The organism is Pseudomonas fluorescens, from assembly GCF_902497875.1.
GTDB lineage: Bacteria > Pseudomonadota > Gammaproteobacteria > Pseudomonadales > Pseudomonadaceae > Aquipseudomonas > Aquipseudomonas fluorescens_BR.
In genome coordinates this window covers 33,446-60,273 of record NZ_CABVHY010000031.1, presented here as the reverse complement: position 1 = coordinate 60,273, position 26,828 = coordinate 33,446, and the positions used below count along the sequence as shown (strand labels likewise).

Annotated in this window: 25 protein-coding genes, 4 tRNA genes and 1 pseudogene; 9 read left to right on the top strand and 21 right to left on the bottom strand. The window is 59.2% G+C overall.

From position 1 onward, the window contains the following. Positions 1-535: 535 nt before the first annotated feature. The gene (rne, locus tag F8N85_RS26245) at positions 536-3,736 is read left to right on the top strand and encodes a ribonuclease E (RefSeq protein ID WP_150806419.1); all 3,201 of its coding nucleotides are present in this window, start codon (positions 536-538) and stop codon (positions 3,734-3,736) included. Positions 3,737-3,921: 185 nt separating this feature from the next. Here the strand turns inward: rne and F8N85_RS26240 are convergent, their stop codons facing one another. The 9 genes from F8N85_RS26240 to F8N85_RS26200 form a co-directional block, all read right to left on the bottom strand. Further along, on the bottom strand, positions 3,922-4,512 hold the full coding sequence (locus F8N85_RS26240) for an NTP transferase domain-containing protein (protein ID WP_150806418.1): 591 nt from the start codon (positions 4,510-4,512) through the stop codon (positions 3,922-3,924). 122 nt (positions 4,513-4,634) lie between these two features. Further along, positions 4,635-5,654 carry a UDP-N-acetylmuramate dehydrogenase gene (gene murB / locus F8N85_RS26235; RefSeq protein WP_150806417.1) on the bottom strand — a complete coding sequence of 340 codons (1,020 nt, stop codon included), beginning with the start codon at positions 5,652-5,654 and terminating at the stop codon, positions 4,635-4,637. After that, entirely contained in the window at positions 5,651-6,115 is a 465-nt protein-coding gene (locus F8N85_RS26230; protein WP_150806416.1) for a low molecular weight protein-tyrosine-phosphatase, read from the bottom strand. The genes murB and F8N85_RS26230 overlap by 4 nt, the downstream gene beginning before the upstream one ends. Continuing rightward, a complete protein-coding gene (gene kdsB / locus F8N85_RS26225; RefSeq protein ID WP_150806415.1) occupies positions 6,115-6,879 on the bottom strand; it encodes a 3-deoxy-manno-octulosonate cytidylyltransferase in 765 nt (254 codons plus the stop codon). The genes F8N85_RS26230 and kdsB overlap by 1 nt, the downstream gene beginning before the upstream one ends. Further along, positions 6,876-7,061: a Trm112 family protein gene (locus tag F8N85_RS26220; RefSeq protein ID WP_042728811.1), complete on the bottom strand. Its 186-nt coding sequence runs from the start codon at positions 7,059-7,061 to the stop codon at positions 6,876-6,878. Before F8N85_RS26220 ends, kdsB begins: the two co-directional genes overlap by 4 nt. Positions 7,062-7,083: 22 nt before the next feature. Next, positions 7,084-8,094 (bottom strand): tetraacyldisaccharide 4'-kinase, encoded by a 1,011-nt coding sequence (gene lpxK / locus F8N85_RS26215; RefSeq protein ID WP_150806414.1) that lies wholly within the window; start codon positions 8,092-8,094, stop codon positions 7,084-7,086. Beyond that, on the bottom strand, positions 8,094-8,522 hold the full coding sequence (locus F8N85_RS26210; protein WP_150806413.1) for an ExbD/TolR family protein: 429 nt from the start codon (positions 8,520-8,522) through the stop codon (positions 8,094-8,096). The genes lpxK and F8N85_RS26210 overlap by 1 nt, the downstream gene beginning before the upstream one ends. Then, a complete protein-coding gene (locus F8N85_RS26205; RefSeq protein ID WP_191636266.1) occupies positions 8,519-9,157 on the bottom strand; it encodes a MotA/TolQ/ExbB proton channel family protein in 639 nt (212 codons plus the stop codon). The genes F8N85_RS26210 and F8N85_RS26205 overlap by 4 nt, the downstream gene beginning before the upstream one ends. 87 nt (positions 9,158-9,244) lie before the next feature. Then, entirely contained in the window at positions 9,245-11,479 is a 2,235-nt protein-coding gene (locus F8N85_RS26200) for a DNA internalization-related competence protein ComEC/Rec2 (RefSeq protein WP_150806411.1), read from the bottom strand. 135 nt (positions 11,480-11,614) lie between these two features. Between F8N85_RS26200 and F8N85_RS26195 the strand changes: the two genes are divergently transcribed. Then, positions 11,615-12,130: a DUF2062 domain-containing protein gene (locus F8N85_RS26195; protein ID WP_150806410.1), complete on the top strand. Its 516-nt coding sequence runs from the start codon at positions 11,615-11,617 to the stop codon at positions 12,128-12,130. Between the two features lie 21 nt (positions 12,131-12,151). Here the strand turns inward: F8N85_RS26195 and F8N85_RS26190 are convergent, their stop codons facing one another. The 4 genes from F8N85_RS26190 to F8N85_RS26175 all read right to left on the bottom strand — a co-directional run bounded on the left by F8N85_RS26190 (position 12,152) and on the right by F8N85_RS26175 (position 15,321). Further along, a complete protein-coding gene (locus F8N85_RS26190) occupies positions 12,152-12,931 on the bottom strand; it encodes an ABC transporter permease (protein WP_150806409.1) in 780 nt (259 codons plus the stop codon). Beyond that, positions 12,928-13,860, bottom strand: coding sequence for an ABC transporter ATP-binding protein (locus tag F8N85_RS26185; RefSeq protein ID WP_150806408.1), 933 nt, complete (start codon positions 13,858-13,860; stop codon positions 12,928-12,930). The genes F8N85_RS26190 and F8N85_RS26185 overlap by 4 nt, the downstream gene beginning before the upstream one ends. 133 nt (positions 13,861-13,993) lie before the next feature. Then, a complete protein-coding gene (locus tag F8N85_RS26180; RefSeq protein WP_150806407.1) occupies positions 13,994-14,617 on the bottom strand; it encodes a glutathione S-transferase family protein in 624 nt (207 codons plus the stop codon). Between the two features lie 44 nt (positions 14,618-14,661). Beyond that, on the bottom strand, positions 14,662-15,321 hold the full coding sequence (locus F8N85_RS26175; protein WP_150806406.1) for a transglutaminase-like domain-containing protein: 660 nt from the start codon (positions 15,319-15,321) through the stop codon (positions 14,662-14,664). Between the two features lie 247 nt (positions 15,322-15,568). On the opposite strand from F8N85_RS26175, the gene F8N85_RS26170 reads away from it, so the two are divergent. Together F8N85_RS26170 and F8N85_RS26165 are read left to right on the top strand one after the other, a co-directional pair. Continuing rightward, complete coding sequence (locus F8N85_RS26170; RefSeq protein ID WP_150806405.1) at positions 15,569-18,016, top strand: acyl-CoA dehydrogenase; 2,448 nt, start codon at positions 15,569-15,571, stop codon at positions 18,014-18,016. Positions 18,017-18,108: 92 nt separating this feature from the next. After that, positions 18,109-18,507, top strand: a complete 399-nt coding sequence (locus F8N85_RS26165; RefSeq protein WP_150806404.1) for a PA2817 family protein — start codon at positions 18,109-18,111, stop codon at positions 18,505-18,507. A 58-nt stretch (positions 18,508-18,565) separates the two neighbouring features. Here F8N85_RS26165 and F8N85_RS26160 read toward each other — a convergent pair whose 3' ends face one another. Next, positions 18,566-19,570 (bottom strand): LysR family transcriptional regulator, encoded by a 1,005-nt coding sequence (locus F8N85_RS26160; RefSeq protein WP_150806403.1) that lies wholly within the window; start codon positions 19,568-19,570, stop codon positions 18,566-18,568. 91 nt (positions 19,571-19,661) lie between these two features. On the opposite strand from F8N85_RS26160, the gene F8N85_RS26155 reads away from it, so the two are divergent. From F8N85_RS26155 to F8N85_RS26145, 3 genes and pseudogenes are all read left to right on the top strand, one after another. After that, positions 19,662-20,288: an alanyl-tRNA editing protein gene (locus F8N85_RS26155; RefSeq protein WP_150806402.1), complete on the top strand. Its 627-nt coding sequence runs from the start codon at positions 19,662-19,664 to the stop codon at positions 20,286-20,288. Positions 20,289-20,307: 19 nt separating this feature from the next. Then, positions 20,308-20,454, top strand: a pseudogene (locus tag F8N85_RS26150) (2OG-Fe(II) oxygenase); the annotation flags it as partial. A gap of 1 nt (position 20,455) precedes the next feature. Then, positions 20,456-21,094 carry a LysE family translocator gene (locus tag F8N85_RS26145; RefSeq protein WP_150806401.1) on the top strand — a complete coding sequence of 213 codons (639 nt, stop codon included), beginning with the start codon at positions 20,456-20,458 and terminating at the stop codon, positions 21,092-21,094. Positions 21,095-21,117: 23 nt separating this feature from the next. On the opposite strand, the gene F8N85_RS26140 is transcribed toward F8N85_RS26145, so the two are convergent. The 3 genes from F8N85_RS26140 to F8N85_RS26130 are packed head-to-tail and all read right to left on the bottom strand — an operon-like array spanning position 21,118 to position 24,044. Beyond that, positions 21,118-22,038: a DMT family transporter gene (locus tag F8N85_RS26140; RefSeq protein WP_412072510.1), complete on the bottom strand. Its 921-nt coding sequence runs from the start codon at positions 22,036-22,038 to the stop codon at positions 21,118-21,120. 2 nt (positions 22,039-22,040) lie between these two features. Continuing rightward, entirely contained in the window at positions 22,041-23,036 is a 996-nt protein-coding gene (locus F8N85_RS26135; protein ID WP_150806400.1) for a 2OG-Fe(II) oxygenase, read from the bottom strand. 30 nt (positions 23,037-23,066) lie between these two features. Next, entirely contained in the window at positions 23,067-24,044 is a 978-nt protein-coding gene (locus F8N85_RS26130; RefSeq protein ID WP_150806399.1) for a hypothetical protein, read from the bottom strand. 114 nt (positions 24,045-24,158) lie between these two features. Between F8N85_RS26130 and F8N85_RS26125 the strand changes: the two genes are divergently transcribed. Next, positions 24,159-25,007, top strand: a complete 849-nt coding sequence (locus F8N85_RS26125; protein ID WP_150806398.1) for a LysR family transcriptional regulator — start codon at positions 24,159-24,161, stop codon at positions 25,005-25,007. 145 nt (positions 25,008-25,152) lie between these two features. Here the strand turns inward: F8N85_RS26125 and F8N85_RS26120 are convergent. From F8N85_RS26120 to F8N85_RS26105, 4 genes are all read right to left on the bottom strand, one after another. Further along, positions 25,153-25,228: transfer RNA gene (locus F8N85_RS26120), tRNA-Gly, on the bottom strand. Positions 25,229-25,231: 3 nt separating this feature from the next. Then, positions 25,232-25,307, bottom strand: a tRNA-Glu gene (locus F8N85_RS26115). Between the two features lie 104 nt (positions 25,308-25,411). Beyond that, positions 25,412-25,487, bottom strand: a tRNA-Gly gene (locus F8N85_RS26110). A 2-nt stretch (positions 25,488-25,489) separates the two neighbouring features. After that, a tRNA-Glu gene (locus tag F8N85_RS26105) sits at positions 25,490-25,565 on the bottom strand. A 366-nt stretch (positions 25,566-25,931) separates the two neighbouring features. Here F8N85_RS26105 and F8N85_RS26100 point away from each other — a divergent pair. Continuing rightward, on the top strand, positions 25,932-26,702 hold the full coding sequence (locus F8N85_RS26100) for a hypothetical protein (RefSeq protein ID WP_150806397.1): 771 nt from the start codon (positions 25,932-25,934) through the stop codon (positions 26,700-26,702). Positions 26,703-26,828: the final 126 nt, after the last annotated feature.

The window sequence follows — 26,828 nt, the reverse complement described above, 5'->3', positions numbered from 1 at the left end:
ATTATGGAAAGTTCGCGATTGTAACAAGCGCAGGTGACATGAGGCCTGAAGCGAGCGCAAGAAGCAGAGTGATTACTCGCCTTTTACGCCGATATTCACGGCCAGTTCACAAAGTGCAGTCGATCTCGAATGAGCCTGAGCGAAGGCTTCGGAAACAACGCCTAAATTAGCCATGATGCGTGACCTCCCCTTTCGGAGCTCACGGTAAATGCCAACCCGCTGCGGATTCTGCGCGCGGCAGCACCCGAATTATCAGGGATACGTGTAGGGTGGAGATGCACAACCGTCGGACTGTGTAGCACTAGGCTTATATTTAGACGCTTCATCTCGTCCACAGTCGATGGCTGATTCCTCCTCCTGACTGAGTGCTTAAGTAGCCACAGCAAGCAGGACGCGTAAGTCGCGACTTCGCCCCCTTTGGTCGAACTCGCTAGACACTGGAGTGGCCAACCACTCCTGACGCACCTGACACCGACCGTGAGAAGTCGTGTGTGCCGAACGCCGTTTCCGGCAGCCCGGAAACCGACGGTACTACATGAAAAGAATGCTGATTAACGCAACCCAACCCGAAGAGTTGCGTGTTGCACTGGTAGACGGCCAGCGCCTCTACGACCTGGATATCGAATCCGGTGCACGCGAGCAGAAGAAGGCCAACATCTATAAAGGCCGGATTACTCGCATCGAACCAAGCCTTGAGGCTGCCTTTGTCGATTTCGGCTCCGAGCGCCACGGCTTCCTGCCCCTCAAAGAAATCTCCCGCGAATACTTCAAGAAAGCCCCGGAAGGCCGCGTCAACATCAAGGACGTCCTGAGCGAAGGCCAGGAAGTCATCGTTCAGGTCGAAAAAGAAGAACGTGGCAACAAGGGCGCAGCCCTGACCACCTTCATCAGCCTGGCCGGTCGTTACCTGGTACTGATGCCGAACAACCCGCGTGCCGGCGGTATCTCCCGTCGCATTGAAGGTGAAGAGCGCAACGAATTGCGCGAAGCCCTGAACGGCCTGGTTGCTCCAGCCGACATGGGTCTGATCGTGCGCACTGCCGGCCTTGGCCGCAGCAGCGAAGAAATGCAGTGGGACCTCGATTACCTGCTGCAACTCTGGACCGCCATCAAAGAAGCCTCGCTGGATCGTTCCGCGCCATTCCTGATCTATCAGGAAAGCAACGTGATCATCCGCGCGATCCGCGACTACCTGCGCCAGGACATCGGCGAAGTGCTGATCGACAGCGTCGAAGCCCAGGACGAAGCCCTGACCTTCATTCGCCAGGTGATGCCGCAGTACGCCAGCAAGATCAAGCTGTACGAAGACAGCGTTCCGCTGTTCAACCGCTTCCAGATCGAAAGCCAGATCGAAACCGCCTTCCAGCGCGTCGTCGAACTGCCTTCCGGCGGCTCCATCGTCATCGATCCAACCGAAGCCCTGGTGTCCATTGACATCAACTCGGCGCGCGCCACCAAAGGCAGCGACATCGAAGAAACCGCCCTGCAGACCAACCTTGAAGCCGCCGAAGAAATCGCCCGTCAGTTGCGCCTGCGTGACATCGGCGGCCTGATCGTCATCGACTTCATCGACATGACCCCGGCCAAGAACCAGCGCGCCGTGGAAGAGAAAGTCCGCGAATGCCTGGAAGCCGACCGCGCCCGGGTACAAGTCGGTCGCATCTCGCGCTTCGGCCTGCTGGAAATGTCCCGTCAGCGCCTGCGTCCATCCCTGGGCGAAAGCAGCGGCATCGTCTGCCCGCGCTGCAACGGCACCGGCATCATCCGTGATGTTGAATCGCTGTCGTTGGCGATCCTGCGCCTGATCGAAGAAGAAGCCCTGAAAGACCGCACCGCCGAAGTTCGCGCACAAGTGCCGATCCCGGTGGCTGCGTTCCTGCTCAACGAAAAACGTAACTCGATCACCAAGATCGAACTGCGCACCCGCGCGCGCATCGTCATTCTGCCGAACGATCACCTCGAAACGCCGCACTTCGAAGTTCAGCGTCTGCGCGATGACAGCCCGGAAGCCAGCATCAATCAGTCCAGCTACGAAATCGCTGCTGCCGCTGCTGAAGTGGAAGAAGTCCAGCCGGCCGCCGCGACCCGCACCCTGGTTCGTCAGGAAGCCGCAGTAAAAACCGCTCCGGCACGCGCCAATGCACCGGTTCCGGTTGAAGTTGCAGCACCTGTCGCGGCTCCCGCCCACGTTCCCGAGCCAAGCCTGTTCAAAGGCCTGGTGAAGTCGCTGGTCAGCCTGTTCGCGACCAAGGAAGAACCTGCGGCGCCGGTGGTGGTTGAAAAACCAGTCACCGAACGCCAGCCGCGCAACGAAGAGCGCCGCACCGGTCGTCAACAGAGCCGCAACCGTAACGGTCGCCGCGACGAAGAGCGCAAGCCACGCGAAGAACGTGCCCCACGAGAAGAGCGTGCGCCTCGTGAAGAACGCGTTCCTCGTGAAGAACGTGCACCGCGCGAAGTCCGCGAAGAAGTCGTAGCAGCCGCAGCCCCTCGCGAAGAACGCGCACCGCGCGCTCCGCGTGAAGAACGTGCCCCCCGCGCTCCACGTGAAGATCGCAAACCACGCGAAGGTCGTGAAGAGCGTCCGGTTCGTGAGCTGCGCGAGCCTCTGGATGCCGCACCAGCCGTTGTTGCTGAAGAGCGCCCGGTCCGGGCTCCACGCGAAGAGCGCCAACCGCGTCCACCGCGTGAAGAGCGTCAACCTCGTGTAGAGCAGGCTGTTGCTGCCGTCAGCGAAGAAGAATTGCTGCCAAACGAAGAGCAACTGCAGGATGACGGTCAGGACAACGCCGAAGGCGATCGTCCACGCCGCCGCTCCCGTGGCCAGCGTCGTCGCAGTAACCGTCGTGAGCGTCAACGTGATGCCAACGGCAATGTGATCGAAGGCTCGGAAGAGTCCGAAGCCGGCGAAGCCAGCACCAGCGAACCAAGCAGCGCCGATCTGGCTGCCGGCCTGGCCGTCACCGCGGCTGTTGCCAGCTCTGTGATCAGCGCTCCTGCTGAAGCCCAGGCCAATCAGCAAGCGGAACGCGCCACTGCCGCTACTCTGGAAACTGCTTCGGTTGAAGCACCAGTGGTCGAAGCCACTACCGCGATTGAAGCGCCTGCCGCTCCAGCCGTTGAAGTGGCGTCGATTCGTGAAGCCTATGTTGCCGAGCAAGCCGAAGTCGCTGAACAGCCAGTTGTCGCCGCGGAACCTGCGTTCGAAGCTCCGGTTTTCGAAGCTCCGGTTGCTGAAAAAGCCTTTGAACCGACCTACGATGCTCCAACTGCATTCGACCGGATCGCTGAATCGGTCGTTGTCGAAGCTCCAGCCCCGATCGCTGAAGTGGTGGTCGCCGAGCCAGTGGTTGCTGCACCGGTTGAAGCGCCAGTGGTTGCCGAGGTAGTCGAGCCAGTAGTTGAAGCCGCACCTGCAAGCGCCCTGACCGCCAGCGGTCGCGCGCCGAACGATCCACGTGAAGTGCGTCGTCGCAAGCGTGAGGAGGAGCGTCTGCAGAGAGAAGCCGAACTGGCCGCTGCCGCAGCTCCGGTTGAAGCAGTCGTTGCTGCCGAGCCGGTTGTGGCTGAAGTGGTTGAGCAAGCTGCACCTGCTCCAGTCGCTGACAGCGCACCTGAGCAAGCAGTCGTTGAATCTGCCCCGACCTTTGACGAGAACCTGCGTTCCGTCGAAGAAGTGGTAGAGCACAACCCTGAAGCCCTGGAAAAAGAGCACGAGCCTAAACCCCTCGCCTGATTCCAACGGCTGTTAAAAAGCCCCGCCTGCTGATGCAGGCGGGGCTTTTTTTTGGTTCTTGTAGGAGCGAGCTTGCTCGCGATGGACGTTAACGATAACGCGTGTTTTCTGAATAAACGCGCCGCCCTTGAGTCCATCGCGAGCAATCGAGCGTCGACCGGCTGCTCCTACATTGGATTGCGCGGTTATTGAAAGACCAATTTCTCTGGCACATCCACATCCCACAACACCCCAGGGTCCTCCAGCGGAATTTCTACCACCCTGGCCGAGGCAAACAGAAACCTGGCCCCCTGATCGCCAGACAACCCCATCAACACCGGACCAAACGAACGCCCGAACCCGACCGGATGCCCGTATTCCCCTTGGTGCACCGGCACAACGATGCAATCGTCTTCGATCTTCGCCAACACTTGTTCGATAGTCGAAGGCAGGATAAACGGCATATCCCCCAGCATCACCAGCCAGCCACTGAGCTGCGGACAAGCAGCCATCGCGGCGGCAATGCTGTCTCCCATGCCGGTCGATTCCAGCAGCACGATCTCGCAGCCATAGGCCTTGGCCATGCGAATCACTTGCGGGCGATCCTCAGTAGTCACCAACAGGCGCTTCTCAAGGCTGGCCGGCAGATTGACCAAGACCTGCTCGATCACCGACCGCACGCCGCCATCGCGGCCGGTGCAGTCGGTCAATAGCTTGTCCTTCTGCGCCCCGGCGACCTGGCGAAAACGACTGCCCTGCCCGGCGGCGAGCACGATCACGCCAATCGGTTCGTTCATACACCCTCCTCGCCCACGGCACTGAGCAGCACCTCGCCAGTACACAGATTTCCGGCATTAACAAAAAAGCCCTGCCACCAGGGAAGGTTTGCAGGGCTCTGAATTCATGCTTTTAGCTTAGCTCAATACTGATTGGGCTCCATCTCCAGCTGGACCTTAAAGCGCTCGGCAATGTCTTTCTGGATTCGTTGCGCCAGGTGCAACAGCTCCAGCCCGGTCGCCGCGCCATAATTGACCAGCACTAGCGCCTGTAGCCGATGTACACCGGCGTCCGCCTCACGAAAGCCCTTCCAGCCAGCGCGCTCGATCAACCAGCCGGCAGCCAGTTTCATTTGTCCGTCAGCCTGTGGATAAGCCACCAGGTCGGGGTACTCGGTTTTAAGCTCCGCAACCAACGCCGCCGCTACCAACGGATTCTTGAAAAAACTCCCGGCATTACCGAGCACTGCCGGATCAGGCAGTTTTTCGTTGCGAATGCTGCAAATGGCCTGGCTGACATCACTGGCAGTCGGATGACTGATGCCTTGCTCAGTCAAGCGTTGACGGACCGGGCCGTATTCCAGGTGCAGATGCTCGGCCCGACTCAAGGCAAAACGCACCCGCAGAATCAACCAACGCCCGGCCTCGTGCTTGAACAAACTGTCGCGGTAGGCAAAGTCGCACTCTTGCAGGCTGAAATCCCGCAACTCGCCAGTCTGGCGGTCCAGCGCGGTCAAACCGGCGAACACGTCCTTGATCTCGACACCGTAGGCGCCGATGTTCTGCATCGGCGCAGCGCCCACGGTGCCAGGGATCAGGCTGAGATTCTCCAGACCCGAAAGTCCCTGCTCCAGGGTCCATTGCACGAACGGGTGCCAGGTTTCCCCGGCCTCGGCCTCAACCACCACCTGGCTGCCGTCGTCACTCAACAGACGGATGCCGCGGGTGGCCATGCGCAGCACCAACGCCGGGATATCAGCGGTGAGCAACAGGTTGCTGCCACCGCCAATCACCAGTAGCGGCAATCCTTGCTCAGTCGCATACGCCAGCGCTTCGCGGACATCGGCATCGCTGTGCGCCTGGGCAAACAGCTGCGCACGGACATCAACGCCAAAGGTGTTGAACGGTTTGAGAGAAACCTGGGGTTGCAGTTGCAAGCTCATAACCGTCCCTTCAATTCGAGCACCAACCTATCGCTAGCGCGCTCGATCAAATCGAGCACTTGCTCGAAACCCTGATCGCCGTCGTAATAAGGATCCGGCACTTCATCCACCATCGATTCATAGCGACGCAGGAACAGGTCCAGCTCAGCCTTGCCCTTGGACGGTTGCAGGGCCTGGAGGTTGCGCAGGTTGCTCTGGTCCATCGCCAGAATCAGGTCGTAGGTGGCGAAGTCGGCGCGGCTCACTTGCCGGGCACGCTGGGCAGACAAATCGTAGCCACGCAACCTGGCCGCGGCCTGACTGCGCTTGTCCGGCGCCTTGCCGACATGCCATTCGCCGGTGCCGGCGGAAGCGACTTCCACCTGATCCGCCAACCCCGCCTCACGCAATTTGTGGCGTAACACGCCTTCTGCCGTAGGCGAACGACAAATGTTGCCCAGGCAGACAAACAGAACCCGCATCAAGCCTCCAGCAGGCGCCGAACGCGCTCGAGGTCTTCAGCGGTATCGACACCCGCCGGCGGCGCTTGCACTGCATCGTCGACGTGAATCCGCACGCCGTGCCAAAGTGCGCGTAACTGTTCCAGGCACTCGGTGTTTTCCAGCCAGCACGGACCCCAACTGACGAAGTCATGCAGGAAACCGGCGCGGTAGGCGTAGATCCCGATATGTCGGCGATACGGCACGCCGGCCGGCAATTGCTCGCGGCTCCTGGCGAAGTCGTCCCGGGCCCAGGGCAACGTGGCGCGACTGAAGGTCAGCGCCAGGCCATTGAGGTCGCTGACCACTTTGACCACATTGGTATTGAACAGGGTTTCAACGTCTTCGATCGGCTCGGCCAGGGTCGACATGCGCGCTTCGGGGTGCGCTGCCAGATTGGCTGCGACCTGATCGATCAGCGCCGGTGGAATCATCGGCTCGTCACCCTGCACGTTGACCACTATGGCATCGGCGGCCAGGCCCAATTGCGTGGCGACTTCGGCCAAGCGATCGGTACCGGAGTTGTGATCCTCGCGGGTCAGCACCACTTCGGCGCCGAACGCCTTGCAGGCTTCGACAATGCGCGCATCGTCGGTGGCTACTACGACTCGCTGGGCGCTGCTTTTACAGGCTTGCTCCCAGACATGCTGGATCATCGGCTTGCCGGCGATCATCTGCAGCGGTTTGCCGGGCAGGCGGGTGGAGGCGAAACGGGACGGGATGACGACGGTGAAGGCTGTGGTCATTTGTCCAGTCGCTCGTCGGTGCTGAGGGTGCGGGCTTCGCTTTCGAGCATCACTGGAATGCCATCACGAATCGGGTAAGCCAGACCGGCACCCTTGCTGATCAGCTCGGTTTTATCGGCACTGAGCTTCAGCGGACCTTTACAGACCGGGCAGGCAAGGATGTCGAGCAATTTGGTGTCCATGAAAATTCCCTGGATAAAAGCGTTAAGGCAAAAGACGATCCGGCAACAAGCGCATCAACTGCGTATCGAACCAGGCCACGAAGGCCGCGGACGGCACTGCGTCGACTGCCAGGTACCACCAGTCGGTTGCCGCGAACCCACGGCACTTGACCGCATCTTTCTCGGTCATGACCAGCGGCAATGGCGGCATGAAGGTCAAGGCCTGCACGTTGTACTCGGCGTGGTCGGCAAAAGCATGCGGGACTGGCTGCCAGTGTAGCGTTTCGAGCGTGTCGAAGAAACGTTGCGGGTTGCCGATGCCGGCCACCGCGTGCATCGCTTGCCCGGGGGAGAAGTGGTCCAGCGAGCGACGTTCGCCGGTCAGCAGATTGACCAGGGCCGTCGGTTTGAGCTGGAAGGCAAAGCCGTCGTCGCGATCGGCCGGGGCGCCGTTATAAAGCACGGCATCGACGCTCTGCAGGCGCTCGATCGGTTCGCGCAAGGGTCCCGCCGGCAAACAGCGCCGGTTGCCCAGGCCGCGGGCCGCATCAATCAGCACCAGCTCAAGGTCGCGGGCCATGCGGTAATGCTGCATGCCGTCATCAGAAAGGATCAGGTCCAGCGGCTCGCTGGCCAACAGCGCCTGCACGGCGCGGCTGCGATCCGGGTCGATCATCAGCGGCGCGCCGCTGCGCTGGACAATCAACAGCGGTTCGTCACCGGCGACTTCAGCCGCTTGCTCGGCCTCGACCCGCCACGGCAGGTGCGGTGGCCTGGCGCCATAACCGCGGCTGACCACGCCCACCCGCAGACCACTGCGCTGGCAGTGCTCGATCAACCAGAGAATCAGCGGAGTCTTGCCAGTACCGCCCACGGTGATATTGCCGACCACCACCAATGGCACCGGCGGCTGGTAGATCTCACCTTCACCGGCCAGAAAGCGCGCACGCTTGCGCCTCACCACGCGCCGATACAGCCATTCCAGCGGCTGCAATACCGTCAACGCAGGATGGCCGGCATACCAGGCGGCGAGCAAACGATCGGAAAGTGCCATCAGGGAGTCGGCGCCGCCTCGACGGTGGTCATGCGCAGGTGACTGAAACCGAGCTTGCCAGCCGCATCCATCGCTATGATTACGGCCTGGTGCCGGGCCTTGCCGTCAGCGCTGATCGACAGTGGCAATGTGGTATCGCCCGCGGACTCCTTCTGCAAGGCCTCCATCAGGCTGGCCAGGTCACTTTTCGGTAGCAGCTGATTGTTCAGGCTGAACACCCCGTCGGCGCTGATGGCGATGTCCAGGTGCTTGGCTTGCTGATCCTCGGCCGGCGAGCCGCTGACTGCTTCCGGCAGTTCGACGCGCAACTGGGTTTCACGGGTAAAGGTGGTGGTGACGACAAAAAACAGCAGCAGGATAAACACCACGTCAATCAGCGACGCGAGGTTGATATCGATCGTCTCCCGCGGTTTGCGGCGGAATTTCACGCTTTTTTGCCCTCGACCAGATCCACGTCACGGTCGCCTTGTATCACCTCGACCAGTTTGATCGCTTCCTGCTCCATGCCCACTACCAGTTCATCGACCCGGCGCTGCAGAAAACGGTGGAAGAACACCGCTGGAATACCCACCATCAAGCCTGCGGCCGTGGTGATCAGCGCTTTAGAGATACCACCGGCCAACACCGCGGCGTTGGTGCTCATTCCCGAGCCCATGAATGCGCTGAAGATATCGATCATGCCCAATACCGTACCCAGCAGCCCCAGCAACGGCGCCATGGCAGCGATGGTGCCCAGTGCGCTGAGGTAGCGTTCGAGTTCATGAATCACCCGCGCGGCGGCTTCTTCGATGCACTCTTTCATGATCTCGCGGCCATGTTTGGAGTTGGCCAGGCCCGCGGCCATGATCTCGCCCAAAGGGGAGTTGGCGCGCAGTTCCTTGAGTTTGTCCTTATTGAGTTGCTTGTCCTTGATCCAGACCCAGACCTGTCCGAGCAAATGATCCGGGGTGACGCGGCTGGCCCGCAGGGTCCACAGGCGCTCGGCAATGATGGCCAGGGCCGCGATGGAACTCAGAATGATCGGCAACATCATCCAGCCGCCGGATTTGACCAATTCCCACACAGTGACAGTCCCCTCGAAAAAGTGCGTCACTCTACCATAGGGGGTCGACTCACCGAAGTACGGTATGTCGCATGCGCCCTGCCCCCTTTACCTGTTCCAGGGCGGTGCCTCACGCCAGAAGCGCCGTTGGTCGCGTAATCCCCGGGGCTCCTCGAAAGCCCCGAGCTGCAAACGCAGCGCGCCTTGTTCCACGCTGTCATAGGCCTGAATGCCCAACTCGCGGTAACGTTGCAGCACCTCGGGGTGCGGATGGCCGAAACTGTTGCCGAGCCCCCGGGAGATCAACGAAGCCTTGGGCCGCAACACCTCGAGAAACTCCCGGGACGACGAGCTGCGACTGCCGTGATGCGGCGCCTGCAGCCAATCCACCGGTTGCGCCAGGGGACTCTTGAGCAGCGCCCGTTCGGCGCGGGCATCGATGTCTCCCGCCAGCAACAGGCGTTCGCCCCTGGCCTCGACCCACAACACGCAGGAATGCTGGTTGCTGTCTCCGGCGGCCGACCATTGCCAGAGGGAAAATTTCACCCCGTCCCATTCCCAGTTTTCGCCAGTCACACAAGGCTCGGCCTGCAGCACTCCAGACAGGTCACCCGGTTCGCCACTGAGCACCCGTTTGACCGGCAACCCACGCCGCACCGCCACGGCGCCACCGGCATGGTCGGCATGGGCATGGCTGATCAGCAGCAGATCCAGCTCGCGGATACCCAGTTTGCGCAAGGTCGGCAATACCACTCGCGCTCCCAGGTCATGCTCGGCAAAACGCGGACCGGCGTCGTAAAGCATCGCGTGGTGTCTGGTTCGCAGGATGTAGGCGAGACCCTGACCAACATCCAGTTGCCAGACCTCCACCTCGCCCGCCGGCACCTTTTCCCCTGGCGCGAAAACTGCCAGCAACAGCATCGGCCAACCCAGCAGTCGCAGCGGTACGCCCTTGGGCAACAGCAGCAGTATCGATCCCAATGCACTCAGCGCCCATGCCCAGACCGGCAACGCCTGCGGGACCCAGGCCGGCAGACCCGCGGCCATCAGGCCCAGAACCTGGAACAAACCGTCGAGTAGGCCACCGGCTACCCACAACAGCCCTTCCCCGAGATACGGCACCGGTAGCAAAGCGGTGCCGAGCAAGGCCAGAGGTAATACCGCGAGACTGATCCAGGGCACTGCCAGCAGATTGACCAGCGGCCCACTGAGGCTCACGGGCAGGCCAAGCACCAGCAGCATTGGCAACAAACCGATAGCGATCAGCCACTGGGCACGACTCCAGGCCTGCCACCACTGCCAGGCGCCCAGTCGACCACTGAAGGTAAAAATCAGTACCGCCACCGCGGCGAAGGACAGCCAGAACCCCGGCTGCAGGCTGGCCAGGGGTTCCAGAATCAACACCCCGTTCAGTGCCAACAGCAGCGGCCACCAGGCCCCCAAGTGGCGAAAGCGCAACCGCCAGAGCAATACCAGGCCGAGCATCACACAGGCCCGTTGCACCGGAACCTGAAAACCGGCCAACAGGCCATAGCCGAGCGCCGCTGAAAATGCCAGACCGCACGCCCAGGGTAGCCAGGGCCTATTACCGGGCCAGCAACCGTAACGTGCCAGAGCGGCGACCAAGGCGTAGATCAAGCCGGCCAGCAAACCGATGTGCTGACCGGAAATGACCAGCAAGTGCACCGTGCCGGTATCCTGCAGCACGCGCCAATCCTGCGTGGTCAGGCCGGAACCATCGCCCAGCACCAGTGCGGCCAGGGCACCGGCGCGGCCGTTGGCGTCGACACTCAGCAAGCGCTGGCGGATTCGGTCCCGCCACGCCCACTGCGCCGGAACCAGCAATTGACCGTCCTTGACCGATCCAGTGGCACCGATCCGCCTGGCCAGCAAGCCGGCTTCGTCATCCCTGCCATGGGGATTGAGCAAACCATGGGGCCGCTTGAGCTTGACCGCCAGGCGCCAGCGTTCGCCGCTGTTGACTGGCGGTCCACCGTGCCAGCTCAGGCGCATTCGGCGGGGCAGCGCGCCCCGCCGCGATTGCCCGTCCAGCAACTCGAAGCGCACGGACCGACCGCTGTTCTGCGGCAAACCCGTCACCCGCCCTTCAAGCCACAGCGTTTTGCCGTCGAGACTGGCCGACAGACGATCATCGAGTGCCCACTGTGCCGAGAAACAGGCCCAAGTCAGACCGAGCAGAAAAAAAGCCAGTGGATAAGTGCGAAACGGTAACAGCATCAGCGCCACTACCGGCAGCATCAGCAACAACCCGACCGGCGGCAACCACGGTAAAAACCGCAAAGCCAGAAGACCCAGCGCGAGCGCGAACATCCCTGTGCGCATACAACCATCCTTGAGCAATCACCCTCTTGGATTAGCTGACCTGCAGGCACTCCGTTTTATTAATTGTCACAAAGTCTGAATTTGCCTTCGGCAGAATCCGGGCATACTGACCGCCTGAACCGACCGAGAAGCCCTATGCCCCGGCGCCTATTCAAACGCTACATGCCAGACCCGACCAGCATCAGGGAACACAAATCCTTACGCTTTCTCGGCAAGCTGCTGCATGACCCGAACCTCTGGCACCTCAATCGCCACTCGGTGGCACGGGCGATGGCCGTCGGCCTGTTTGCCGCGTTCATACCGATTCCGTTGCAAATGCTGCTGGCGGCGTTTCTGGCCATTTCAGTGCGCGGCAACCTGCCGATTGCCGTCAGCCTGGTCTGGCTGACCAACCCGATCACCATGCCGCCGGTATTCTTTTGCACCTATCAGATCGGCACCTGGCTAATGAACGCGCCCGCCAGAACCCTGCCTGACGAGTTGACCTGGGAGTGGATCAGCGGGCAGTTGTCGACTCTGTGGCAACCCTTCCTGCTCGGCTCGGTAGTCGCCGGCCTGGTGCTGGGCGCCCTCGCCTATTGCCTGACCATGGTCTATTGGCGCTGGTGGGTCGGCCGGCAATGGAAGAAACGCAAGAAAAACCGCACGTAGGAGCTGCCGCAGGTTCAGCTCCTACGTGCGCATCCCGCGGCCACTGACCAGCAACCGGGTACAACCGACGTACAGCACTATCGTTGCCACCAGCATGAAAGTAATGGCCACGCTGATCCTGATATCCGAGACCCCGAGGATGCCGTAGCGGAAGGCGTTGACCATATGCAGCACCGGGTTGGCCAGCGATACCGTTTGCCAGAACGGCGGCAACAGGCTGATCGAGTAGAACACCCCGCCCAGGTAGGTCAGCGGAGTCAGCACGAAGGTCGGGATAATCGAGATGTCATCGAAGTTGCGCGCGAACACTGCGTTGATGAAACCCAGCAACGAGAAGATCGTCGCCGTCAGTACCACCACCAGAATGGTCACGCCCAGGTGATGCACCTGCAGATCGGTGAAGAACAGTGACAGCAGCGTCACGATCACCCCGACCATCAGCCCGCGCAACACGCCACCCAATGTGTAGCCAATCAGAATGGTGTGCGGTGAAACCGGCGAGACCATCAGTTCTTCGATGGAGCGCTGGAATTTGCTGCCAAAGAAACTCGAGACCACGTTGCCGTAGGAGTTGGTGATCACCGACATCATGATCAGCCCGGGCACGATGTACTCCATATAGGTGAAGCCGCCCATATCACCGATCTGCCGACCGATCAGATTACCGAAGATCACAAAATACAGAACCATGGTGATCGCTGGCGGCAGCAAGGTTTGCGGCCAGATCCGGGTAAAGCGCCGGACTTCACGGTAGACGATGGTATTCAGTGCAACGAGGTTGGGCTGCAGCTCGGAACTCATACCGCCACCTTCGCCAGATTTTTCTCCACCAGGGACACGAACAACTCCTCGAGGCGATTGGTTTTATTTCGCAAGCTCAGCACTTCGATATTCTGCGCCGCCAGTTGGCCAAACAGCGCGGTGATGCCCACCGCTTTATCGACCTGGACTTCCAGGGTGTGGTTGTCGACCAGGCGATTCGGATAGCCGATCAGCTGCGGTGCGACCTTCATGTCGTGTTTCAGGTCGAGCAGGAAGGTCTCGACATGCAGTTGGCTGAGCAACTGGCGCATGCTCGTGTTCTCGACGATGGTGCCGTGGTCGATGATGCCGATGTTGCGGCACAGCTGCTCAGCCTCCTCCAGGTAATGGGTGGTGAGGATGATGGTGATGCCTTTCTGGTTCAGCTCGGTGAGGAAGGTCCACATCGAGCGCCGCAGTTCGATATCCACCCCGGCCGTCGGTTCGTCGAGGATCAGCAGACGCGGCTCATGCACCAGCGCCCGGGCGATCATCAACCGGCGCTTCATGCCGCCGGACAACGAACGCGACGGCACATCGCGCTTGTCCCACAGTCCGAGCTGAGTCAGGTACTGCTCGGCTCGCTCCTTGGCAACTTTGGGCGGGATGCCGTAGTAGCCGGCCTGAGTCACGACGATGTCGAAGGTCTTTTCGAACTGGTTGAAGTTGAACTCTTGCGGCACTACGCCAATGCAACGTTTGAGCGCGGCGGGCTCGCGGTCGAGGTCATGACCAAAGATATTCACCGTGCCGCTGGTCTTGTTCACCAGGGTCGAGAGAATGCCGATGGTGGTGGACTTGCCGGCACCGTTGGGGCCGAGCAAGGCGAAAAAATCACCTTCGGCGACATCCAGATCGATCCCACTCAGGGCCTGGAAACCGTTGCCGTAGGTTTTGGTTAGCTGCCGGATGGACAGAGCGGAACTCATATCGGATTTACGCACCAGGAAGGGAAGAAAGTTAGAGATAAGGGCGGACCGCGCGCAATACAACGGCGGCGCACAAGACCAATGGTGCTTGGCGACGCCGCACAAGTACAGTCACCTGTATTGATAGTCAGTATTAAGTCAACGCGGTCATGACTGCTTTACGATAAGCCGGGCGTTGCTGAAGGCGCTCGTACCAGGCTTGCAGATGGGGCATTGGCGGGCGCTCGATGGGCATTTCGAACCAGGCATAAATGAAGCTGCCGAGGGGAATATCACCCAAGCCAACCTCTGCGCCGGACAGGTACGGCTGCTCGGCCAGCGCCTGATCGACCATCGATAGCAACTCGACACAGGTATCGCGCGCCGCATGAATCCTGACCCAATCCTGTTGATCCGCCGGGGTGCGCAATACGCCCCAGAACACCTGACGGAAGGGGTCGGCAAAGGTTGAAGTGGTCCAGTCCATCCACTTTTCGGCAGCGGCACGTGTTTGCGGGTCCGCCGGATACCAGACCGAGTCAGCGGCATGTCTGGCGCACAGATAACGCACGATGGTGTTGGACTCCCAAAGTACGAACCCGTCATCTTCGATAAGCGGGACTCGGCCGTTGGGGTTCATCGCCCGGTACTCGGGCGTGTCGACCACCCCGAAAGCGCCGCCCGCATCCACCGCCTCGTAGCTCAGGCCGAGCTCTTCGGCGCACCAGAGTACCTTCCTGACATTCGACGAATTTTTCCGACCCCAGATCTTCAGCATGACCACTCCTTAGATAGATGAATGCCGGGGCAGTCTACGCCGGATCAGGCGCAGCTTAAATCAGTCTGCATATCACCCAGCGAAGCCGGCAGTTGATCGCTGAACAAATGCGGATAGCATTTTTGCAGATGCTCGAAGAAAAACGCTTCAGGCACATCGGCGAACTGCCCGTGATCCACCAGGTACTCCATCAGCTGTTCGCCCTGGCGATTGAACGGGTGGAACACACTGTCGTTGACCCCGTCGAACTCAAGTGGCGCCACATCGAACAGTTCGCACAACTGCTGGTTGAACGCCGGCGTAGCCTTGACCCAACGGCCCTGCAAATACAGCTCGGTGTAGCCGTGCATGGCGAATACATCGCTTCTGAGCAGCGCAAGCAAGCGCGGCGTCGACAGGTGATTACGCACATCCGCCAGGCCGATTCGTGCGGCGATCCCGCAATGTCGGGCACAGCCGGCGAGCAAGGTGGCCTTGGGCACGCAATAGCTTTCACCACTCGCCAGTGCATAACTGCCACGCAAGGTCTGCGGGTCGCGACTGAAGGTGTAGGGGTTGTAGCGCACGCTCTCGCGTACCGCGTAATAAAGCTTGATTGCCTGTTCGAACGGATCACGGCTGCTGCCGCGATGGGTTTCGGCGAACTCCACCAGCGCTGGGTGGTCACTATCGATGAAGCGGCCGGGACTCAGATACTCGTGCATGAGAAAAATCTCCTGGGGAAGCCACGAGTCTAGCGATACATCCAGCACAGAGTTAACGACGTTTCGGCCAAATATCAGCGCTTGCCGCGCTGTTTGCGGACGATCTCAACAGTCCGCCGTCGCGATAACCGTCAAATTTCACCCAATGTTTCCTACAAATTCAAACACATCGCTCTTACCACCCTTTCCACGGATGCCGTCTAAGCTCTGAGGGTGGTTTTGCCCCTGGTTTCACGGAGGATTGAATATGCTGCTGTTGTGGATACTGGTTCTGGTGGTCGGCATTGCCTGGTTGGCACATCGTCGCATCGCGCCTCTGCCCGCGTTGGGCGTGGTCGCTGTCTACCTGTTGGCGATGGGCGCCTTCAGCCATGCACCAGGCTGGCTGTTACTGATTTTCTGGGTGCTGCTCGCCGCGGTGGCCGCGCCTCTGTTGCTGCCGGACCTGCGCCGTAAATATTTCACGGCGCCGCTGTTCAGCTGGTTTCAGAAAACCTTGCCGCCCATGTCGCAAACCGAACGCGACGCGATTGATGCCGGTACCGTCTGGTGGGATGGCGAGCTGTTCAGCGGTCGTCCGGACTGGAACAAACTACTGGCTTATCCGAAAGCGCAACTGAGCGAAGAGGAACAGGCGTTCATCGATGGCCCTACCGAAGAGCTCTGCGCCATGGTCAGCGACTGGCAGATCGGCCAGTCCATGGACCTGCCGCCAGCGGCTTGGGAGCACATCAAGCAGCATGGTTTTTTTGCCCTGATCATTCCCCGGGAATTCGGTGGTAAAGGCTTCTCGGCCTACGCCCATTCCCAGGTAGCGATGAAGCTGGCAACCCGCAGCGGCGACCTGGCTTCGACCGTGATGGTGCCCAACTCTCTCGGCCCGGCTGAACTGTTACTGCATTACGGCACCGACGAACAACGCAACCATTACCTGCCGCGGCTGGCCCGCGGCGACGACATTCCGTGCTTTGCATTGACCGGTCCACTGGCCGGCTCCGACGCCGGGGCGATGCCCGACACCGGGGTGATCTGCAAAGGTGAATGGGAAGGCCAGGAAACCCTCGGCCTGCGCCTGAACTGGGAAAAGCGCTACATCACCCTCGGCCCGGTGGCCACCTTGCTCGGCCTGGCTTTCAAGGCCTATGACCCGGATCACTTGCTGGGCGACGAAGAAGACCTGGGCATCAGCCTCGCGCTGATTCCGACCGACCTCCCCGGCGTGGAGATCGGTCGCCGCCACCTGCCGCTGGGTGCCTCGTTCATGAACGGTCCGAACTCCGGCAAGGATGTCTTCGTCCCGCTGGAGTTCCTCATTGGCGGCCAGGAGATGCTCGGCAAAGGCTGGATGATGTTGATGAATTGCCTGTCGGTCGGGCGCTCGATTTCGCTGCCTGCGGTCGGCACCGGCGCAGCCAAGTTCACCAGTCTGGTGAGCGGCCAATATGCCCAGGTGCGCGAGCAATTCAACGTCCCGCTGTCAGCCTTCGAAGGGATTCAGGAAGCACTGGCGCGAATCGGCGGTAATGCCTGGCTGATGGACAGTGCGCGGATGCTCACCGCCAGCGCGGTCGACCTGGGCGAAAAACCCTCGGTGCTCTCGGCGATTCTCAAGTATCACCTGACCGAAAGGGGGCGCGAGTGCATCAGCCATGCGATGGATATTCATGGCGGCAAGGCCATCATCATGGGCCCGAACAACTATCTGGGGCGTAGCTGGCAAGGTGCACCCATCTTCATCACCGTGGAAGGTGCGAATATTCTCTCGCGCAATCTGATGATCTTCGGCCAGGGGGCGATTCGCTGCCACCCGTTCGTACTCAAGGAAATGGCCCTCGCCGACCGCGAAGACAAACAGCAGGCGCTGATCGAATTCGATGGCTTGCTGCTCAAGCACATCGGTTTTGCCGTGAGCAACGCCGCCAGCACCCTGGTGTTGAACCTGGGCTTCGGGCATTTCGACCGCGCACCGGGGGACAAGCTCAGCCAGGGTTACTTCCGTGCCCTCAACCGCCAGGCAGCCGCCTTCGCCATGCTCGCCGACCTCAGCATGATGCTGCTGGGCGGCGAACTGAAACGTCGCGAACGCCTGTCCGCACGCTTGGGTGATGTGCTGAGCAACATGTACCTGGCTTCTGCCGCGCTCAAGCGTTACCACGACCTCGACTCACCGGAGCATATGTATCCGCTGTTCGCCTGGGCCATGGAAGAAAGCCTTGGTCAATCCGAACGGGCGCTGGACGAACTGCTGAGCAACTTCCCGAACAAGGTACTCGGCTGTCTGCTGCGGGTGGTGGTGTTCCCGTTCGGCCGTCGGCACAAAGGTCCGTCGGACAAGCTGGGGGCCGAAGTGGCCGCGGTGATCGGTCGCGCCAAAGGCGATCCGACCCTCGAAGAGCTGCTCGGCGGTTGTTATCGCCCGCAATCGGCGCAAGATCCGGTCGGCGCCCTGCAACACGCCTGCAATCTGCTGAGTGCCGTGCAACCGCTACAGAAAAAACTGCATTTAGCCCTCAAAAGCGGCCAGCTCAAACCCGTTGCCGGGGAATCTGTGATCGACGCCGCGTTGGAGGCTGGCGTCTTGCAGCCGGGTGAAGCCCAGACTTTACGCGAGGCAGAAGCGGCGCGGCGCAAAGTCATCGATGTCGATGATTTTGCCCAGGAGCAACTGACGCTCGGCGAGGGCAAAATCCGCTAAGCCAACCCGTACAGCTGTTCAATTATGTAAAGCGGGCGCCGGAGTTATATACTCTGGCGCCCGTTTTGCTTTAGTTCTAGAGGACTCCCGTTATGCTCGACCACACTCTCGCCCTGCTCGCACACCTGCGCAGCATCCTGGTCGCCTTGGGTGAAGCCGAACAGGTTCCGGAAGAAAGCCACGAGCTGTTCCTCGAACGCTTCGACGAACTGATGCTGCTACTGCCGGTCGATCCGATCGAAAGCCAATACCTGGGCCAGGACATTCTCTGCCAGGTCATCGCCCGATATCCGCAGATTGCCCACCTGGTGCCACGTGACCTGCTGTGGTACTTCGCCGGCGACTGCCTGCACTTCATGCCCGACGATGAGATCGACCTGTACCAGGCCCTTGAAGATCGTCGTTATGAAGCCGAACAAAACGACGAACCCTTCGACTGGAATCAGGAAAAGCAGCTGCTGTCGATGTCGAATCAGGACAGCAAGCACTGATCCACGATCGGAAACGCAAAAGGCCCGCCCGGTTAAACCGGCGGGCCTTTTTTATTGTTTATTGCTTGAAGAGTCCCCCATCGCTTTCCGGCAGCTCGTACGTTCGCACATCTTTGTCGCCAGCCGCCTTTCCAGGTTTGCTCAGGGTCGGCTCCTTCTCCAGGCACTCCACCAGATAGTCGATGAGTACCCGCAGCTTCGGCGGCATATAGCGCGTCGGTGAATGCAACAACCAGGCGCCGCCATGATACGAGGCGAGGAAACTCCAGTCTGGCAGCACCTGCACGATCAGTCCCTGCTCCAGCGCATGGCGCGCAGTGAAGTACGGCAAACTGCCAATCCCGATATGCTCAAGCACCGCCCCCAACCGCACGCCCGTGTGATTGGCCGCATAGCGTCCACGCACGCCCACGGTCACCGACTTGGTGCCCTTCTTGAATTTCCAGCGCGCGTCGCTCGGGGTTTCACCCAGATAAATACAGCTGTGGTTGAGCAAATCATGGGGATGAGTCGGTGTGCCGTGTTCCGCCAGGTACCGCGGCGTGGCACAGAGCAAGTGCTCGATGGTCAGCAACTGGCGTCCGACCAGCCCGGCCGGAGGTCGATCGGTGATGCGGATTGCCAGATCGACGTTGTCATCGATCAAGTCGACCTGACGATCTTCGAGCAGCAGCTCGACATCGACTTTGGGATATCGGCGCAAAAACTCCGGCATATGTGGATGAATCACAAACCGCCCCACCGCCTTGGGCACACTCACCCGCACCAGGCCCTCGGCCTCGTCGGTGTACTGGCCGCTGATCTCCATCACGGACCTGGCCGCACTGACCATCTCCTGGCAGCGTTTGAACACCTCTTCGCCACCATCACTGAGCCGCAGCTTGCGGGTGGTGCGTTGCAGCAGTCGAGTGGCCAGGGCCTTCTCCAGCCGCGAGATGCTGCGACTCACCGCAGAAGGTGACGAGCCCATTTGCCGAGCGGCTTCCGAGAAGCTGCCGGTTTCGACAACCTTGACGAAAATCGCCATTTCACCCAATAAGGGCAGCGGTAGATTTATGCTCACAACGCAAAAGTCCATTGATGTTTGAACGGATTATCACGCAATTCCTCCCTGCCTATAATAAAAAACAGAAATTCAACAAGGCATGGAAAATATGACACTGCGCCTCTTTTTCCATAGCGATGACCTCAAAGCCAACGTGGAAGTCCTGGAATGCACGCTCTGCGAGAATGAATGTGCAGTGGTCCTGCGCGCGACACTCTTTCACCCCCAAGGCGGTGGGCAACCCTTTGATACCGGCTGGATCGGCGAAAGTCAGGTACTGCGCGTCACTCAGGAACCGGACCGGATCGTCCACTACGTCAGCCATCCGGTAAGCCCGGGAATGGTCCAGATTCAAGTGAATGAACAACGCCGTCAGTTCAACAGCCGAATGCATTCAGCTGGCCATTTGATCGGTCACTTCGCCGAAACCTTCGGCTGGACCCCGATCAAAGCCCACCACTGGCCCGGCGAAGGACGAGTGTCTTTCAAGCCAGGAGAAACTCCCCGGGAGTTTGACGTCGAGACCGTCCAGAACGGCTTGAATCAGTGGATTGCCGATGACTTGCCACGCTTGATTTCCCTGCGCGAAGGCTCCCGGGAAATCGGTTTCGGCGAGTTGCCCGCTTACGGCTGTGGCGGCACCCATGTACGGCGCCTGCAGGAACTGGGCACGGTCAAGATCACTTCCCTCTCGCAGAGGAAGGGAACCCTCTCGGTTCACTACAGCGTGGACTGACCCTTCGGACGATGACGCTCAATTCCGCCCGGAGCCGGGTGACTTCATCATGTTCAATTCGCGGCGCATGCACTCGGTTACCCCGGGTGTGGCCGACGAGCGTTTGAGCCTGTCTTTTTTTGTCGGCTATCGGGGCAACGCTTCGCCCCTTACTTACTGGAGTTGAAATGCTTTCGAACTACCTGGGCGAGTTTCTCGCATTGGCGACGATCCACTTTCTGGCGGTGGTCGCCCCCGGGCCGGATTTCGCGGTCACCATCCGCCAGAGCGTGCGTTACGGTCGAGTCGTCGGACTGTGCACGGCCATCGGCATCGGCGCTGGCATATCGGTGCATGTGCTTTACACCTTGCTCGGGGTTGGCGCGCTGATGCATACCACACCCTGGCTGCTGAGCGTCGCCAAGGTGGTGGGTGGCGCCTACATCCTCTATCTCGGTATCAGCCTGCTGCGCAGTAAAGCGAAAACCGCGGTTGAAGGCGGCAATGCCCTGCCGGAGCAACTGGAACGCCAGACCTTGCCCAAAGCCTTCATGACCGGATTCCTGACCAATGCCACCAACCCCAAGGCCACGCTATTTTTCCTGGCGATTTTCACCACGGTGATCAGCGCTTCGACTCCGCTGAAGATTCAGGCGCTTTACGGGGTCTGGATGTGCTTTGTGAATGCACTGTGGTTCATCATCGTCGCGCTGTTTTTTTCCAGCGCGAAGGTGCGGCTGTTGTTCATGCGCATGGGCCACTGGTTCGAGCGAACCATGGGCGTGATCCTGATTCTGTTCGCCGGGCGTTTGATTCTGTCGATGTGATTGTTGTGGGACTGCACTGAGTTTCAAGTAGTGCATCCAATAGCCGGCTGCTTGAGCCGTACCAGAATCAGTCCCGCTACCACCACAGCTATCCCCACATAGGTGGATGCGTAGATGACATCGCCAAATACCAGGGCCGCCCAGACCAGGGTCACCGGTGGTTCCAGATAGACCAATACCGCCACATGCGTGGCGGTCATCTCACGCAACAGCATCCACAGGCTCAGGTAGGCGACAAAGGTAGAGAACACGGTCAACCAGACTACCGAGATCAGCACCTCTGGCTCGCTGGGAATCCGCAGAGAGTCGGTATAGAACACCGCCATGCCGAAGCCCAGCAATGTGAAAAGCGACTGGATAAACAGCGATACACTCAGATCACTGCGCCGGGATTGAACCAGTGTGGATCGGCGCTCATACAGGGTCGCCATTGTCAGCCCCAAGGCCGAGACCAAAGGCAACAAATACATGACCAAACCGACTTCGGCGCCAGTATTCACGTACTGCCCGGAGATAACGATCGACACCCCGACAAAGCCGATCATCAATCCCAGCCACTGCCATCCACCGCTTTTCTCCGTGACACTGGCCGAAGACAGCGCCGCCGTCATCAACGGCTGCAAGGCGGCAATGATTGCAGCGATGCCCGGCGGCAATCCGTTCTGGATGGCGACATAGACGCAACTCAGATACAGAAATTGCGAAAGAAAACCGATTACGGCGTGATGTTTGATTTCAGACCAAGTGATCTTTATCAGCCTGACATTCAGGAACAACGCCAAACAGACAGACACCAGCACAAAGCGCCAGAACAGCAGATTGAACGCTCCAGCAGTTTGTGCCCCCAGCTTGGCGCCGATAAACCCCGAGCTCCACGACAGTACAAACACAGCCTGCAACAGCAGCAGTTTCACCGGCCTGGCGCTCAATTTTTTGTCGGCCACCTTTACTTGTATCCCTTGAGGTTGTGGTGCTTGTGGCCGGCGGCGACCTCGGCAAATGTAATCGGCTCGATTCCTAACTGACGAAACTGCTCCGACGCTGGCACAAACAGATCCCGCTTAAGTCTCACCCACGGTCTGACGGTGGCCAGAACTCCATCATCGGATGCCAGATGCCAGAACTTGTTCACGTCTTCGGCGGTGTAAGGACAGTGGAACGACAACACCAGCGACATGCGCCGCCCCGATATCACTGGGCGCACACCGTGAAACACTCGACTCCCATGGATGTACACCGCATCACCACACGCCTTGACCTGACTTTTGCGCAGCCGGCCACCCAAATCATGGGAATCGAATTGTTCGCTTGGTCCTTCGAAGTAGACAAACTCCCCACCTTCGTACTCGCTTGGGTCAGACAACAAAATATTCAGTACGAAGCTCGTGCCGTCGGTGTGCCACATGCCAATCTGGGCCTGGTCGCCTGGTGTCTCTGGTGGATAGAAGTAGTTGACCTGCGAACGAGCATTCAGCAACGGATGCGGAACCAGCGGCACACCTGCAATCCTGGAAACTGCCAGCAAGAATGCTCGACTATTCATCATTCCACGGATCAACGTTGAAGACCGGGTCGCTGCCCGCGCTCGATTGGAGATGATCCAGTTGCTGGTGGTGGAAGCAGCCTCCAACTGGTAGCAGGCCCGCCGCAACTCCATCATCCCTTGCTCGGAAAACAACCCTCCAACCTCCGCGACTGCCGTCAATTGGTCAGGTGAGGCGACATGGATGGGTGAAGTGCTATAGCCGAATTCGGCAAGACTTCTGGCATAGCCTGCCATCGGTGAAGTGCTGTTCAAATAGTTGTCGTCCCAACCCTTCAGGGTATCCAGGAACGCCTCCGGCCGCTTGCGCTTCGATGCTGGCAAACAGGATGCCCGCAACGCCAGTTTGATGCGCTCCACGCCTTGCGCGAATACAGGAAGATCGCTCTCTCTAGCCATGTTCGTAGCCTCACTTCGGTACGGGGATCATCAAGCCAGATAGCATTCTGATAGCTGGTAAATCACGCTCCCATCACCACTGCAATATTCGCCGATAACCTTATAGCCACCGTATTCCTGCCTGACTCGCATGAACTGTTCGCGTGTGTATTTGAGACAAACATTGGTCAACAGATACCCCTCCTCACAACCATCGCTGACCGGTAGAAGAGTCGCTGCCACTCGGTATCGATCATCGTCATGTTCAATTTCGGAAACGACAATCCGATGCTTGTCACGCTTCTCGAAGCCCATTTTCAAACCGATCAAATCGGAAAATCGGCTCATGCAAGCATGCTCATAGAAACGGTGGATATGATCGTCGCCCCCAGGCGTTGACAGCTGCATCTCGGACAGCACATAGGTCCGCTTGCCACCCATGCTTCGAATGATGTCGCCGATGGTGCCCGGCAACTCGTTACCTTCCTGAAACCCCAGCATCGTAATCAGGGTCACGTCCTGCCCACGCTCAATATGCTGGCGCTCCAGATTACGGAAGTCCTTCGCGAGATAGCTGAAGCCTTGCGCGGTGGGGAGTAACGGCTCTAGCGCATCACGCATCACGGCTTGCGATGCATGGTTGATATCAATCGCCGTGTAGTCCTGCGCTTCCACGCCATTCTCGAGCAGGTAGCCGATGAGCACCGAGGTCTTTACCGGCTCTGGCCCCAACTCCACATAGTGCAATCGGTCTTGTCCCACCAGAGCGACAAGGTCACCGGCAACCGCCCGGAGCGTCTGGTTCAGCGAACCGTAGCCACTGGGCGTCGCACACAAATCTGCACGTGTCATTCCTTCGGTATTGAGCGAGGTCATCAGTGAGAAGATTTCTTCGCTGATCCGCTGATGGGAGTCCGACACATTCGCAGACAAGGTTGAATATTTCTCAGCGTTTTCAATCGTCCATATGCGACCAGACAGACCGTGCGCACTTTTCAAAGTCTCGACAACCAGATCGTTGATTTCCATGACGCTCCCTTTTTGTTCGAAATGTCGTACGTCCTTGGTTGACCGAAGACTAGGTCGAGAGCATTCTTTTGTAAATTTGAATAATATGTACAAGTACTTCACTAAAGTGGAATCATGAGCCAACGACTGAATATCGATTTATTGCGCACCTTTCACGCGGTGGCACGCTTCAGGAGTTTTAAAGAGGCGGCGAACCATGTTCATCGCAGCGCCTCAACCATCACCACTCAGATCCACAAGCTTGAGGCGCTGGTTGGGCAAAAGCTCTTCAACCGCAATAACCAGGGCGTCGAATTGACCATGTATGGGAAGAAACTACTGACGGAGACGACAGACTTCCTCAAGAGCCACGACCGGTTGCTGGCCTCACTGACGCCGCAACGCATGCAAGGCAGGATTCGCCTTGGCTTGCCCGACTCCTATGCGGCGGCATTCATGCGCGATTTTCTACCCATGCTGATCGCCGACAATCCGCTGTTGGAACTGGAAGTCGACGCCAGATCCAGCGGTGAACTCTTTGCGATGTTCAGCCGCAAGCAAGTGGATCTGGCTTTGGTGGTGAGTGCACAGCCTCTGGAGCAAGGCGAACGACTGGGTGATATCCAGCCGGTTTGGGTGGTCGCCGAACATTTCAAGCCCCCTGAGCAATCACCCCTGCCGATTGCTGTGCAACTGACCGGCTGCCCCTATCGCGAATCGGCCGTTCGCGCACTGAAAGAACACGGCATTTACTATCGGATCATGCTCGAGAGCGCCAGCTCGCCTGCCGTCGAAGCCTGCGTCTTGAGTGGATTGGCAGTGGGGATGATCGAAGAAAGCCGGATGACGGCTGGTTTGACCCGAACAATCCCTGGGGTGGCGCTGCCTGATCTTGCCGTTCATCACCTTTACCTGCTTTCCGACAGCAGCAACCATCTGGCGCTGCACCTGCATGAACAGGTCAAGGTTGGTTTCAGCATTTGAGGTTGAAACCTGCGCTCGCCACGCTTACAACGCAAAAGGCCCGCTCAGCATAACTGGCGGGCTTTTTTATAGTGTCTTGTTCAAACCGGGAGCAAAATTACGCACACACAAAAACGCCGCTCAGAGAGCGGCGTTTTTGTAAAAATGGAGCGGGAAACGAGACTCGAACTCGCGACCCCGACCTTGGCAAGGTCGTGCTCTACCAACTGAGCTATTCCCGCAAATGGCGTCCCCTAGGGGACTCGAACCCCTGTTACCGCCGTGAAAGGGCGGTGTCCTAGGCCACTAGACGAAGGGGACACGCTATCCGGAACACATGGTGTGTGTTTCGGAGCCCAGATCCGCATCCGAAGATTTGGTTCTGGTTTCACTCAGCCCTGCCCGAAAGCAACGCTGTTTAAAATTGGAGCGGGAAACGAGACTCGAACTCGCGACCCCGACCTTGGCAAGGTCGTGCTCTACCAACTGAGCTATTCCCGCATTGGCGTCCCCTAGGGGACTCGAACCCCTGTTACCGCCGTGAAAGGGCGGTGTCCTAGGCCACTAGACGAAGGGGACACACGTACAACATTCACTACTTACTGCGTTTCGCTGTGTGCTTTACGCTGTAAGTGGCGCGCATTCTATGGATGGATTGGGAGGTCGTCAACCCCCAGATATAAATTTATTTAAATCAATGACTTCGCTACCCTTTAGAGCGCCGTTTCAGGCATTGCGGCGTCCAGGATCTGGCGCCTGTATTCCGACACCTGACAAGACGCTATAGTCCATGCCCACGGATGATGGCAATCTGTACCCATACAAAACGAAACCCCAACCCCGCGCAAGGCTCGGTTCGGCTCAACTCGTCGCACGAACCTATGCGCTTATATACATAGCCACTACACTCGACTTGCACGCGAACCCTATAAAGAGGTCTTAACGGTGACACCACTCATGATCACCCTGCTAGTAATAGCCGGGATCGTAATACTGATCGCCATTGGCTACATGAACCATGTGGTGGAAAACAACAAATTGGAAAAGGCCCGCACCAAGGTCGAACTCAATGATCGCCTGCGCCGTTGCGGGGAAATCACCGAGACCTTCCCCGGTCAGTTTATGACGCCGGCGCTCAAGCTGCTGCTGACCCGCCTGGAACTTAATGTCACTCAGCGTTTGCTGCACCTGAACAAGTCCGACGCGTCTGCAAAGGCGCGGGTAGCCGAACTCAATGCGCTGATCGCCCAGGGCGAGTCGATCCCGGTCAACAATCCGCCGGCACCGATCCAGACTGAAGCCAAGGCCAAGGATGTACGCTTTCTATTGGAGGCCTTGCACGGCCAGGTAACTCGGGCGGCACAAGATGGTTTTCTGCCAACCAACGAGGCCAAGCACTGGGTCAAAGAGATTCGTCACATTCTGGTACTGCTGCATATCGAATTCTTCAACAACCTCGGACAACACGCCCTGCAACAGGAACAACCTGGCCAGGCACGCCTGGCGTTCGAACGTGGCGTGCAGTACTTGCGCAAACAGCCGGATCCGGTGGTTTACTCCGAGCAACTCAAGTACCTGGAGAAACTGCTGGCGCGAGCCAACTCGATGGTACTGACCAACATCCAGCCGGCGGAAGATGAAGTCAACGAGCTGTCTGAAGGTTTGAAGACCGTTGAGGCCGATGCTGACTGGAAGAAGAAAGCGATATACGACTAAGCGGTGCAGCTCGCCGCGCGAGCCATTCGTGCGGCTAGCGGCGACTGCGTGACCGGACTACCTATATCGCGAGCAAACCCTGATGTCGTAGCAGCTGGCTAAGCCTGCGTTCGGCTCGGTCCGCGT